The 11,903-nt window shown below is 65.5% G+C and carries 13 protein-coding genes; 3 read left to right on the top strand and 10 right to left on the bottom strand.

The annotated features are described in order from the left end of the window. The first annotated feature begins 46 nt into the window (after positions 1–46). A complete protein-coding gene (gene rplK / locus A5645_RS19885) occupies positions 47–478 on the top strand; it encodes a 50S ribosomal protein L11 (RefSeq protein ID WP_065035454.1) in 432 nt (143 codons plus the stop codon). Positions 479–550: 72 nt separating this feature from the next. Beyond that, a complete protein-coding gene (rplA, locus tag A5645_RS19880; RefSeq protein WP_065035455.1) occupies positions 551–1,261 on the top strand; it encodes a 50S ribosomal protein L1 in 711 nt (236 codons plus the stop codon). Between the two features lie 94 nt (positions 1,262–1,355). On the opposite strand, the gene A5645_RS19875 is transcribed toward rplA, so the two are convergent. From A5645_RS19875 to A5645_RS19830, 10 genes are all read right to left on the bottom strand, one after another. Continuing rightward, positions 1,356–2,570 (bottom strand): RNA polymerase sigma factor, encoded by a 1,215-nt coding sequence (locus A5645_RS19875; protein ID WP_065130754.1) that lies wholly within the window; start codon positions 2,568–2,570, stop codon positions 1,356–1,358. Positions 2,571–2,578: 8 nt separating this feature from the next. Next, the gene (locus tag A5645_RS19870) at positions 2,579–3,274 is read right to left on the bottom strand and encodes a YciI family protein (protein WP_065035457.1); all 696 of its coding nucleotides are present in this window, start codon (positions 3,272–3,274) and stop codon (positions 2,579–2,581) included. An 87-nt stretch (positions 3,275–3,361) separates the two neighbouring features. Continuing rightward, the gene (gene mmaA4, locus A5645_RS19865) at positions 3,362–4,270 is read right to left on the bottom strand and encodes a hydroxymycolate synthase MmaA4 (protein WP_155768104.1); all 909 of its coding nucleotides are present in this window, start codon (positions 4,268–4,270) and stop codon (positions 3,362–3,364) included. A gap of 133 nt (positions 4,271–4,403) precedes the next feature. Continuing rightward, a complete protein-coding gene (locus A5645_RS19860) occupies positions 4,404–5,285 on the bottom strand; it encodes a cyclopropane mycolic acid synthase family methyltransferase (protein ID WP_065130753.1) in 882 nt (293 codons plus the stop codon). 124 nt (positions 5,286–5,409) lie between these two features. Beyond that, the gene (locus A5645_RS19855; RefSeq protein WP_065035459.1) at positions 5,410–6,273 is read right to left on the bottom strand and encodes a cyclopropane mycolic acid synthase family methyltransferase; all 864 of its coding nucleotides are present in this window, start codon (positions 6,271–6,273) and stop codon (positions 5,410–5,412) included. Positions 6,274–6,425: 152 nt separating this feature from the next. Beyond that, complete coding sequence (locus A5645_RS19850) at positions 6,426–7,286, bottom strand: cyclopropane mycolic acid synthase family methyltransferase (RefSeq protein ID WP_065035460.1); 861 nt, start codon at positions 7,284–7,286, stop codon at positions 6,426–6,428. Between the two features lie 97 nt (positions 7,287–7,383). Next, on the bottom strand, positions 7,384–8,307 hold the full coding sequence (locus tag A5645_RS19845; RefSeq protein ID WP_065130752.1) for an alpha/beta fold hydrolase: 924 nt from the start codon (positions 8,305–8,307) through the stop codon (positions 7,384–7,386). After that, the gene (locus A5645_RS19840; protein WP_065035462.1) at positions 8,308–9,654 is read right to left on the bottom strand and encodes an ABC1 kinase family protein; all 1,347 of its coding nucleotides are present in this window, start codon (positions 9,652–9,654) and stop codon (positions 8,308–8,310) included. It abuts the gene before it with no gap. A gap of 107 nt (positions 9,655–9,761) precedes the next feature. Then, complete coding sequence (locus A5645_RS19835) at positions 9,762–10,334, bottom strand: DinB family protein (RefSeq protein ID WP_065035479.1); 573 nt, start codon at positions 10,332–10,334, stop codon at positions 9,762–9,764. A gap of 23 nt (positions 10,335–10,357) precedes the next feature. Further along, the gene (locus tag A5645_RS19830) at positions 10,358–10,879 is read right to left on the bottom strand and encodes a DinB family protein (protein WP_065035463.1); all 522 of its coding nucleotides are present in this window, start codon (positions 10,877–10,879) and stop codon (positions 10,358–10,360) included. A 62-nt stretch (positions 10,880–10,941) separates the two neighbouring features. On the opposite strand from A5645_RS19830, the gene A5645_RS19825 reads away from it, so the two are divergent. Further along, positions 10,942–11,898 (top strand): helix-turn-helix transcriptional regulator, encoded by a 957-nt coding sequence (locus A5645_RS19825; protein ID WP_065035480.1) that lies wholly within the window; start codon positions 10,942–10,944, stop codon positions 11,896–11,898. Positions 11,899–11,903 lie beyond the last annotated feature (5 nt).

The raw sequence follows: 11,903 nt of genomic DNA, 5'->3' as shown, positions 1-11,903 counted from the left end.
GCTGGGCACTGAACTAAGCAAAACCAGGAAGGAAGTTCGACATCTCATGGCCCCGAAGAAGAAGAAAGTCACCGGGCTGATCAAGCTGCAGATCACCGCGGGGCAGGCCAACCCTGCGCCGCCGGTCGGCCCCGCGCTGGGTCAGCACGGCGTCAACATCATGGAGTTCTGCAAGGCGTACAACGCCGCGACGGAGAACCAGCGCGGCAACGTCATCCCCGTTGAGATCACCGTCTACGAGGACCGCAGCTTCACCTTCGCGCTGAAGACGCCGCCTGCCGCCAAGCTGCTGCTGAAGGCCGCCGGTGTGCAGAAGGGCTCGGCCGAGCCGCACAAGACCAAGGTCGCCAAGGTCACCTGGGACCAGGTTCGCGAGATCGCCGAAACCAAGAAGACCGACCTCAACGCCAACGACATCGACGCCGCCGCCAAGATCATCGCCGGCACCGCCCGGTCGATGGGCATCACGGTCGAGTAGTAACCCCTCGAGAACGCGTGGGAGGGCCAGCTTCGGCCCGCCGACCACGACCCAACACAGATTGGATATCCAATGAGCAAGACCAGCAAGGCATACCGCGCCGCCGCCGAGAAGGTGGACCGCAACACCCTCTACACGCCGCTGCAGGCGGCCAAGCTCGCCAAGGAGACGTCGTCGACCAAGCAGGACGCGACCGTCGAGGTGGCGATCCGGCTGGGTGTCGATCCGCGCAAGGCCGACCAGATGGTGCGTGGCACGGTGAACCTGCCGCACGGCACGGGCAAGACCGCCCGGGTTGCCGTCTTCGCGGTTGGCGAGAAGGCCGAGCAGGCGCAGGCCGCCGGCGCCGACATCGTGGGCAGTGACGACCTGATCGAGAAGATCCAGGGCGGGTTCCTGGACTTCGACGCCGCGATCGCGACGCCTGACCAGATGGCGAAGGTGGGGCGTATCGCGCGGGTGCTGGGTCCGCGCGGCCTGATGCCCAACCCCAAGACCGGTACCGTGACGCCCGATGTCGCGAAGGCCGTCGCCGACATCAAGGGCGGCAAGATCAACTTCCGCGTCGACAAGCAGGCCAACCTGCACTTCGTGATCGGCAAGGCGTCCTTCGACGAGAAGAAGCTGGCCGAGAACTACGGTGCCGCGCTGGACGAGGTGCTGCGACACAAGCCGTCGTCGTCCAAGGGCCGCTACCTGAAGAAGGTGACCGTGTCGACGACGACGGGCCCGGGCATTCCGGTGGACCCGTCCATCACCCGCAATTTCGCTTCGGAGGCGTAGGGAGCGGCGCGGAGCTTTCCTTGCGCGAGCAGACGCAAAAGCCCCTTTTTACTCGGCGTGTCGGGAGCTTTCGCGTCTGCTCGGCATAGGGGAGTTACCCGCCGCATTCGGTGAGGCGGCGGCGCAGGAACTCGCGGCCCGGCTCAGAACCGTTGGTCTGCAACGCTTTTCGATAGCAATCGGCCGCCTCGGTGAGGCGTCCGGCCCGGCGTAACAAGTCGGCGCGCACCGACGCGACGAGATTGGAACGCGCCAGCCGCGGATCGTGGGCGACCTTCTCCAGGGCGGCCAGGCCGGCGTCGGGCCCGTCGCGGAAACCGACCGCGAGAGCGCGATTGGCCAGCACCACCGGCGAATCCGTCAGCCGCAACAGCTGGTCATACGCCGCGCAGATCGTGGTCCAGTCGGTCTGTTCCCAGGAGGGCGCCGTGGCGTGGACGGCGGCGATGACCGCCTGTGGCAGGTAGGGGCCGGTCGACCCCTGCGCCTGACGCAACCGGCTGAGACCGCGCTCGATACGGCAGCGGTCCCATCGGCGCCGGTCCTGCTCGTCGAGCGGGACCAGCGCCCCAGCGTCGTTCACCCGGCACGCCCGTCGCGAATCGTGCAGCAGGATCAGCGCCGCCAGGGCATGGGTGTCCGGCTCCGGCCGCAGCGTGCACAGCTCACCGGCCAGCCGCACGCCTTCGTCACACAGCTCGTCGCGGATCGCCGACGGGCCCGCCGTGGACCAGTAGCCCTCGGTGAACACCGAGTAGATGCAACCGAGCACGTGCGGTGTGCGCTCGGGCAGCAGCTCGGCGGGCGGTACCCGCAATGGGATGTTGGCGTGCCGAATCTTGTTCTTGGCCCGGGTGATTCGCTGCGCCACCGCAGCGTCGGACTGCAGCAGCGCGCGAGCGATCTCGGCGACGGTCAGCCCGGACACCAGCCGCAACGTGAGTGCCAGCTGCGACGCCCGGTCCAGCGCGGGATGTGCGCAGGTGTACATCATCCGGAGTTCGTCGTCGCGCACCGGATGCGGTTCGGTGTCATCGGTGCGGGCCCGAATCTGGTCGACCACAGCAGCCAATTCCTTTCCGGGGCGGGCTGTCTCGCGACGCAACCGGTCCCTGGCGCGGTTGCGCGCGACGGTCACCAGCCAGCCGCCGGGGTTTGCGGGCGTGCCGTCGCGGGGCCAGGTCCGCAGCGCCTCGGCGCAGGCCTCCTGGACGGCGTCCTCAGCCACGGTCAGGTCGCCCGACCATCGCGCGAGCGCGGCGACGGCCGACCCCCATTCGCGCCGGAAAACGCCGTCCAGGGTGGACATCTGGCGGTTTACAGCCCGGACAGCCCTGCGAGTTGCCGCACCTCGACGGTGGAGGCCGGAATCATCGAGGCGTACTTGACAGCCTCCTCGCGGTCGCCTGCGTCGAGCACGTAGAAGCCGTTGGCCACCTCGGCGCCTTCCGCGTAAGGGCCGTCGGTGATCAGCACCTCGCCGTCGCGCACCCGAACCGTGGTTGCGGTGGACGGTTGGTGCAGGGCGGCACCGCCGATGATGCGATCGCCGGCCGCGGCGGCGAATTCGCCGTGCTGTGCGGCCACCGCATTCCATTCCGGGGTGCCGGGGGCTTCGGTTTTCGACGGCGGCTCGAGCAGCAGTGCCAGCCAGTGGGTGCCGTCGCGTCGGGCCGGCTCGAAGGAACCGAAGATCGGCCACACCTCGACGGCCCCGAATTCCGCGACCGGGATGTCGCGCGCCAATGCCAGCGCCTCGTCCAGGTTTTCCGCTTCCAGGACGTAGTAGCCGCACGCCACCTCGGCGGACTCGGCGAAGGGGCCGTCGGTCACCACGGGCGCCTTCGGGCCCCCGGTGACGTGTGCGGCGGCGGCCGCGGGCCCTAACGCGTCACCGGCGCGGATCGCCGGGCCCGCTGCGGCGTGGAAGCGCTGGAACGCCGCCATGGCGGCCTGCCCGTCCTCGGGCGTGCGGTCGCTCTCTGTGCTGATCAAAAGCGCGAAGTACTGCATGTGTCGTCACCTCCGGTAGTGAGCGAAGCCCGTGTGCTCCACTCTCTACCTGTCCGACGAACGATGCACGCCCGATACGACAGGCGGCTAGGCGACGGCGCCCGGCTTCAGGTAGGTGACCAGGCTGACGTCGAGCATCTCGTCGGTGAAGTAGTGCTCGCAGCCCCGCAGATACTTCATGTAGCGGTCATAGACCTCGACCGAGGTCACCTCGATGGCCTTGTCGCGGTTGGACTGCAGCGTGTCGCCCCAGATGTGCAGCGTCTTGATGTAGTGCGGCCGCAACGAAAGCGGTTCGGGCACAACGAAACCGGCTTTCTCGCCGTGCTCGACCATCATGCCGGTGGTCGGCAGCCGGCCACCCGGGAAGATCTCGGTGACGATGAACTTGATGAAGCGCACCGTCTCGAAGGTGATCCGCTTACCGCGTGCCGCCATGTCGTAGGGGTGGTAGCTGACACTGCTCTGGATGGTCATCCGGCCGTCGTCGGGCATGATGTCGAAACACCGCTTGAAGAAGTCGTCGTAGTTCTCGTGCCCGAAGTGCTCGAAGGCCTCGATGGACACGATCCGGTCCACCGGCTCGTTGAAGTCCTCCCAGCCGTGCAGCAGCACCCGGCGGGACCGGTCGGTGTCGATGGCGTCCAGTACCTGCTGGGAACGGGCGTGCTGGTTCTTGGACAGGGTCAAACCGATGACGTTGACGTCGTACTTCTCGACGGCGCGCTTCATGGTGGTGCCCCAACCGCAGCCGACGTCCAGCAGCGTCATGCCGGGTTTGAGGTCGAGCTGGTCCAGGTTCAGGTCCACCTTGGCGATCTGGGCTTCCTCGAGGCTCAGGTCCGGCGGCTCGAAGTAGGCGCAGCTGTAGGTCCGGGTCGGGTCTTGGAACAGGGCGAAAAAGTCGTCGGAGACGTCGTAGTGCGCCTGAATCTGCTCGAAACTCTTGGTCCGAGTCTTCGTCGGGCTTGGCGGTTTCTCAGCCATTGTCGTCATGTTCTCCTGAATGGTGGTCATAGCTCATACGCATGCAAAACCGTCGGCTTGACTGTTCAGCCCTACGAAAGCCCACGATGTCACACAACCGGCGTGAGGCCTGCACCCGTAAGACACGCTGCGGCAGCAAAGTCTACTTGGTGAGCGTGAAGTGGTGGCAATCGATGTAGCCAATCCGGAACGACTCCGCGGACCCGGTCAGATACTTCATGTACCGCTCGTAGATCTCCTCGGATTGGATCGCGATTGCCTCTTCTCGGTGAGCGACGAGGGCATCAGCCCAGAGGTCAAGGGTTCGGGCGAAGTGCAGCTGCAGGGACTCGATGTGGCTGACTGAGAAGCCGGCCTTGGTCGCGTGCTGCTCGACCTTTTCCACCGACGGCAGCCGGCCGCCCGGGAAGATCTCCGTCACGATGAACTTGATGAAGCGGGCCATCTCGAAGGTCACCGGCATGCCGCGCTCCACGATCTGGCCACCGGTCAGGCCGGTGATCGAGTGCAGCAGCCATACGCCGTCGGGCGGCAGCGCGTTGTAGACGAACTTGAAGAAGTCGTCGTAGCGCTGAAAGCCAAAGTGCTCCAATGCTTCGATGGTGATGACCCGGTCCACCGGCTCGTCGAATTCGGCCCAGTCGCTCAGCAGCACCCGATGGGAGCGGTTGGTGTCGACCTGGTCGAGCAGCTGCTGGCAGTAGGCGTGCTGGTTCTTGGACAGCGTCACCCCGATGACGTTGACGTCGTACTTTTCGAGCGCCCGCTTCATGGTCGAGCCCCAACCGCAGCCCACGTCGAGCAGGGTCATCCCGGGCTCGAGGCCCAGCTTGCCCAGCGCCAGGTCGAGCTTGGCGATCTGGGCTTCCTCCAAGGTCATGTCGTCGCGCTCGAAATACGCGCAGCTGTAGGTCCGGGTGGGGTCGACGAACAGGGCGTAGAACTCGTCGGAGATGTCGTAGTGGGCCTGGACGTCCTGGTAGTTTTCCCGTCGGCTCCTGGCGCGAGTTAGGTTGTCAGACATGTGTCCTCCCAGTAGGACAGCTCACCCCCCCGCGAGGTGACTACCTTCGGCACCCTACACGTGCTGCGCCCCATCCTTCGTATTTGAAGACGCTGGCAAGGGGCTTTGTGCAGCGGGGCGGGCGCTACTTCTCCAGCGTGAACTGGTTGACGTCGATGTAGCCGACCCGGAACGCGTCCGCGCAGCCGGTCAGATACTTCATGTAGCGCTCGTAGACCTCTTCGGACTGGATCTCGATGGCCTCGTCGCGCCGTGCCTGCAGGGCCTCGGCCCACAGGTCCAGGGTGCGGGCGTAGTGGGCCTGCAGCGACTGACGACGGGTGAGGCGGAAGCCGGCCTTGGTGGCGTGCTCGTCGACCTTCTCGATCGACGGCAGCCGGCCGCCGGGGAAGATCTCGGTGACGATGAACTTGATGAAGCGGGCCATCTCGAAGGTCAGCGGCATCCCGCGCTCGATCATCTGGTCCGGGATCAACGCGGTGATTGTGTGCAGCAGCATGACGCCGTCCGCGGGCAGCACCCGGTAGGCCAGAGCGAAGAAGTCGTCGTAGCGGTCGAAGCCGAAGTGCTCGAACGCGCCGATGCTGACAATGCGGTCGACGGGCTCGTCGAACTGCTCCCAGCCCTCCAACAGCACCCGCCGGGTGCGCTGGGTGTCCATCGCGTCGAAGGTCTGCTGCACGTGGTTGGCCTGGTTCTTGGACAGGGTCAGCCCGACGACGTTGACGTCGTACTTCTCGATGGCGCGGCGCATGGTCGCACCCCAGCCGCAGCCCACGTCCAACAGCGTCATACCCGGCTGCAGACCCAGCTTGCCCAGCGCCAGGTCGATCTTGGCGATCTGCGCCTCTTCCAGCGTCATGTCCTCACGCTCGAAATACGCGCAGCTGTAGGTCTGGGTGGGATCCAGGAACAGCCGGAAGAAGTCGTCGGACAGGTCGTAGTGCGCCTGCACGTCGTCGAAGTGCGGCTTCAGCTTGTCAGCCATGTTCGGTGTTGCCTTTCCGGACCACAAAGGCCCCACGGTCGCATGCCGAAAAACGTCTCGCATACCCCCCGCGCATGCCTGAGGCAGACTATCTGATGCAGCGCTGCATCACTAAATTGCGATGACGTAATGCCTGGTCAGCCTGGTCCGCGCTATTTCGTCAGGGTGTATTGCGCCACGTTCGACAGGCCCTTCCGGAACAGGCCCGCGCAGCCGGTCAGGTAGCGCATAAAGCGGTCGTAGACCTCTTGGGACTGGATTTCGATCGCCTTTTCGCGATTCGCCTCGAGATTGGCTGCCCATATGTCCAACGTCCGCGCGTAATGCGGCTGCAGATATTGAATTTGGTCGACCGAGAATCCGCTGTTCTTGGCGTTGTCGATGATGTCGACCTCGCCGCACATGCCGCCGCCCGGGAAGATCTCGGTGGCCAGGAAGCGGAAGAACCGCAGATCGCTCATCGTCACGGTGATGCCGTGGTCGCGCCAGTAGGTCTGCTCGTGGGTGAAGATGCTGTGCAACAGCATCCGGCCATCGTCGGGCAGCATGTCGTAGGAGCGGTCGAAGAAGACCGGCCAGCGCTCCTTCTTGAACGCGTCGAACGCCTCGAAACTGACGATCCGGTCGACCTTCTCGTCGAACTCTTCCCAGCCCTGCAGGCGTGCCTCGGCGCGACGGGACGTCGGGATCTCCGCCAACCGGGCTTTGCTGCGCTCGTAGTGGTGACGGCTCAGCGTGATGCCGATGACGTTCACGTCGTACTTCGTCAGCGCGCGCACCACCGCTCCGCCCCAGCCACAGCCGACGTCGAGCAACGTCATGCCAGGCTCGAGGTTCAGCTTGCCCAGCGCCAGGTCGAGCTTTGCCAGTTGCGCTTCTTCGAGGGTCATGTCGTCGCGCTCGAAGTAGGCGCAGGTGTAGACCATGTTGGGGTCGAGGAACAAGGCAAAGAAGTCGTCGGAGATGTCGTATGTCGCTTGCGACTCTTCGTAATACGGCTTCAACTCGGCCATGTCAGAAAACCTCCAGTGTCAACGGTAGCAATTTCGCATATTGCGCGCGGCGGTGCCAACCCAAATGCCAGCCCGGATAAGGGAGGCCTTGTCGTACCTATTGTTGAGCGCTGCTGGCTGCGGCGAAGTTGCTCCTGAGTTCGCTGATTACCTTATCCCACAACTGTTTCGGCAGGTCATGCCCCATGCCGTCGACCAGCACCAGTCGTGCGCCATCGATGGCCCGCGCTACCGCGCGGCCGCCGAAGGGACGCATCAACTTATCGGCACGGCCGTGGATCACGACGGTCGGAGCAACGATGCGCCGATCGTATTGCAGCAAGCTGCCACTGCCCAATATGGCGCTGAACTGCTGGGAAATGCCCCACGGATGGAAGTTCCGATCGTATGCCTCGGCCGCGTCGGCCCGCATCTGTTCCTCCGGGGTCGGATAGCCGGGGCTTCCGATGATCTTGCTGACCCGAACCGAGTTGTCGATGATCACCTCGCGCGGGGAGTTCGGCGGCGGTCCCTTGATCAGCGACAGCAACGCGCGCGGAGCGGGCGGTGGCAGGAACCGATGATTGTTGCTGGAGAAGATGACGCCCAGAGACTTGGTTCGTTCGGCGAACCGCGCCGCGAACACCTGCGCGATCATGCCTCCCATCGAGGCGCCGACAACGTGCGCGTCGTCGATGTCCAGGTGATCGAGGATCGCCGCAGCGTCGTCGGCCAGGTCCTCTAGCGTGTAGGCCGCCTGGCTCGGCAAGCCGAGCCAGGATCGGGCCAGCCGCAGCACCAGCGGCTGCGGTGAGCGATAACGCTGCGTCTTGGTCGACAGCCCGACATCGCGATTGTCGTAGCGGATGACGCGCAAGCCCTGGCCGACGAGCTGCTCGCAGAACTCGGTCCGCCACAGCAGCATCTGCGCGCCCAGACCCATGATGAGCAGCACAGGCGGATGGTTCAGCTCACCCATGTCCTCGTAGTACAGCTCAACATCGCCCGAACCTGATTTGGCAAAGCCACTTCGAACTTCCACTTAAACCTCTACGTCCGATTGGTGCTCGCGGCTCACTTCCACCATGAAGTTGGCGAAGTACCCGGTCAGCTGCGGGTCAGACATCATCTGCCATTTCGGGGCCAGTAGCTTCATATACCGCTCGACATAGAGGAACTGCTTGCCGATCAAAACCAATTCCCGGGGCAGTTTCACGTCGTAGGCGTCGGCCAGCGCCGACAGCTGCCGGCCGATGTCGGCATAGGACATGTCGCCAAGCGACTGCATGGTCAGCGGGGTGGCGAACTTCTCCAGGTCCTTGGCGGCCTGAGCTTCGGGCTTCACGGTCCCGACCGCCCCCATCAGCACGACGATCTTGCCCGCCGCGGCGTGGTCCTTCTTGACCAGCAGCGCGTAGACCAGCTCACGCAGCAGCCAGCGGGTGCGCGGATCGATGCGGCCCATGATGCCGAAGTCGAAGAACACGATGCGGCCCTCGGCGTCGACGTAGAGGTTGCCCGCGTGCAGGTCGCCGTGGAACAACCCGTGCCGCAGCCCGCCCTCGAACACGCTGAACAACAACGCCTTGACCAACTCGGTGCCGTCGAAGCCGGCCTTGCGGATGGCAGCGACGTCGTCGATCCGGATGCCGTGCACCCGTTCCATCGTCAGCACCCGCTCGCTGGTGAAGTTCCAGTGCACCTGCGGCACCCGGATGTTCTTACCGAGCGGGGATGTGTGCAGGTGCGAGACCCAGGCGTCCATCGACTGCGCCTCGAGACGGAAGTCCAGCTCCTCGGCCAGGTTGTCGGAGAAGTCGGCGACCACGTCTTGGGCAGACAGCCGCCGGCCCAGCTTGGCCAGCTCGACGGCCTGGGCAAAGCGCTGCAGGATCTGCAGGTCAGCGGCGACTCGGCGACGGATACCCGGCCGCTGGATCTTGACCACGACCTCCTCACCTGTCTTGAGGGTGGCGTAGTGCACCTGTGCGATGGACGCCGACGCGAACGGCTTCTCGTCAAAGCTGGCGAACAGGTTCGCCGGCTCGTCACCGAGTTCCTCGACGAACAGCTTGTGCACTTCCTCGGTGTCCGCCGGCGGAACCCGGTCCAGCAGGCCGCGGAACTCGCGCGACAGCGATTCACCGAAGGCGCCGGGACTGGACGCGATGATCTGCCCGAATTTCACATAGGTCGGGCCAAGGTCGGCGAAGGTCTGAGGGATCTGCTTGATGATTTTCTGTTGCCAGGAACCTTTGCCCGGCAGGCTGGTCACCACCCGAGCGGCGGTGCGGGTGACCTGCCAACCGGTGGCAGCTACCCGGGCCGCTTCCACCGGGAGCGGCACCCGGTCAAGCTTGGCCACGTCGCGATGTTTAGTGGAACTCATTTCTGCAGTGTGCCAAATCGGAGTAGTCGTTTCCCAATTCGATCCCAATTTGCGTGACTGCGCTCACGCACCGGAATATGCGCCCCGAAATCCCCGGGTGAGGTGTTTTACCTGGACTGCCAGGGCGTTAGCCAGGGTGTTGCCGGCCAATTTTCGCGGCCGGCGATCAATTCGTACATCGTCGCGCCGTCGATGCTTTCCCGGACGATGTCGGCGTGGCCGGCATGTCGGGCCAATTCGTTGATCACGTGCAAGATCACCCAGCGCACCGACCAGGCCTCGATGTCGGTAGGGAACCAGGGGGCGTCCCGTGGCACCGGGACGCGCGCGCCGAGGTCCGCCGTCTCCACGATGCGCAGCGATTCGGCATTCTGCGCCGCCAGCGCATGCAACACTCCGTCGAGCGTCTCGTCGGGCCGCATCACGTGCTGGTCGGCGATGGCCTTGGCGATCTCGGCGAACGGGCGCGGGTCGCTCGGCGGCGCCTGTGGTGCGGCGGCAACACGGGTCATCCAACTGCGCTGCATACCGGTGGCGTGTTTGATCAGGCCACCGATGGACAGGGCGCTGACCGACGGCGTCGAGCGTGCCTGCTCGTCGGTCAGTCCGAAGGACACCGCGAAGTAGGCGCTCTGGTGGTATGCGAGATATTCGCGCAGGGCGCTGCGTTCGTCGGCCACGGGCGGGGCAAATGCGGGCATGCTCAGTCCTTCCGGCTGTGTTGGTAAAGGTCGCGCAGGCAGGCGATTTCGGCGCCGTGATGAATCGCCTCCCGGTTGATGTGCAACACCAGTTCGCTGAGCGCGTAGTCGGCGTAGGGACCTTCGGCCGGACCGCACGGGCGGCTGAGGCCTTCGGTCGATAATGACCGCACGCCGTCCATCCAGGTGGTGTAGACGTCGTCGAGTTGGTGCAGCGCGGTGGCGGCGTCGGTGGCATAGGGCCAACTCTGGTAGTCGGCGGGCGGGGCGCCGAAGTGGCTGTGGTTGCGCATCGCGAAAACGCCGACGATCACGTGCGCCAGACGCCACGCGATCGTGGTGAACGGCGACGGCTCGGGCGGCGGGTACGCGAAGTCCACCCCACCGCCTGGATGCACCGTCCAGCAGCCGGGGACCGGTTGCCAGAAGTATTCGTCGTCGGTCAGCCCGTCCAGGCGCGGGCGCAAGTGGCTGCGCCAGTGGACGTCGAGCTGGTCGGCCAGTTGGTTCGTCAGGTCGGTCATGTCCCCTAGCCTTCCAGCAATAGCGGACAGTTTCTGTCCTCGATGTGGGGCAGACTGAACTCGTGTCCGCGACAACCAGCCGGGTGCTGCAGCTGCTGGGTCTGCTGCAATCGCGGCGCGTGTGGACGGGCGAGGAGTTGGCCGAGCGGCTGGCGGTGACCACGCGCAGTGTGCGCCGCGACGTCGAGCGGTTGCGTGAGCTGGGTTATCCGGTCGAGGCGAGCAAGGGCCAGGGCGGCGGATACCGGCTGGGCGCCGGCGCCGCGCTGCCCCCGTTGCTGCTGGACCCCGACGAGGCGGTGGCCATGGCGGTTTGCCTGCGGCTCGCGGCCGGCGGCAGCGTCGCCGGGGTGGGGGATTCGGCGCTGCGGGCGCTGAGCAAGCTGGATCAGGTGATGCCGGCACGCCTGCGTGCGCAGGTGACCGCCGTGCACGACGCGACGGTCACGCTCACGTCCGAGCCCTCCGATGCCGTCGAACCCGACACTTTGATGACGCTGGCGCGGGCCTGCCGGGACCACGAGCACGTCGCCGCCGACTACACCGACCGCGACGGCAACCCGAGCCGACGGCGACTGGAGCCCTACCACCTGGTGACCACCGGCCGGCGCTGGTACCTGCTGGCATATGACCGGGACCGGGACGACTGGCGCAGCCTGCGGCTCGACCGGATGGGTGACGTCGTCGCAGCCGGTAGCACGTTCGTACCCCGGGCCGCGCCGGACGCACGCGAGTACGTGCAGCATGCGATCAGCGCGGCGCCCTACCGGTACGTGGCCCGGGTGCGCTATCGGCTGCCGGCGGCGACGGTTTCGCACTATTTCTCCCCGCAGTCGATGCGCGTCGAACCCGATGGTGCCAATGCCTGCGTGGTGACCGCCGGCGGTGACGACCCGGAAACGCTGGTACTGCATCTGGCGATGGTGCCCGGAGATTTCGAGGTGCTCGAGCCGCCGGCGGTGCGGACCGCCGCCCAAGCCGTCGCCCGACGTCTTCACCATGCCGGCGGACCGCCGTAAGGTGC

The sequence above is a fragment of the Mycobacterium asiaticum genome (genome assembly GCF_001673635.1).
In the GTDB taxonomy this organism is placed as follows: domain Bacteria; phylum Actinomycetota; class Actinomycetes; order Mycobacteriales; family Mycobacteriaceae; genus Mycobacterium; species Mycobacterium asiaticum_C.
The sequence above is the reverse complement of the archived record's forward strand: the minus strand, read 5'-3'. Positions and strand labels throughout refer to the sequence as shown.

Coding starts and splice junctions, on each gene's coding strand:
- rplK (WP_065035454.1), top strand. CDS start 47: ATGGCCCCGAAGAAGAAGAAAGTCACCGGGCTGATCAAGCTGCAGATC.
- rplA (WP_065035455.1), top strand. CDS start 551: ATGAGCAAGACCAGCAAGGCATACCGCGCCGCCGCCGAGAAGGTGGAC.
- A5645_RS19875 (WP_065130754.1), bottom strand. CDS start 2,570: ATGTCCACCCTGGACGGCGTTTTCCGGCGCGAATGGGGGTCGGCCGTC.
- A5645_RS19870 (WP_065035457.1), bottom strand. CDS start 3,274: ATGCAGTACTTCGCGCTTTTGATCAGCACAGAGAGCGACCGCACGCCC.
- mmaA4 (WP_155768104.1), bottom strand. CDS start 4,270: ATGACGACAATGGCTGAGAAACCGCCAAGCCCGACGAAGACTCGGACC.
- A5645_RS19860 (WP_065130753.1), bottom strand. CDS start 5,285: ATGTCTGACAACCTAACTCGCGCCAGGAGCCGACGGGAAAACTACCAG.
- A5645_RS19855 (WP_065035459.1), bottom strand. CDS start 6,273: ATGGCTGACAAGCTGAAGCCGCACTTCGACGACGTGCAGGCGCACTAC.
- A5645_RS19850 (WP_065035460.1), bottom strand. CDS start 7,286: ATGGCCGAGTTGAAGCCGTATTACGAAGAGTCGCAAGCGACATACGAC.
- A5645_RS19840 (WP_065035462.1), bottom strand. CDS start 9,654: ATGAGTTCCACTAAACATCGCGACGTGGCCAAGCTTGACCGGGTGCCG.
- A5645_RS19830 (WP_065035463.1), bottom strand. CDS start 10,879: ATGACCGACCTGACGAACCAACTGGCCGACCAGCTCGACGTCCACTGG.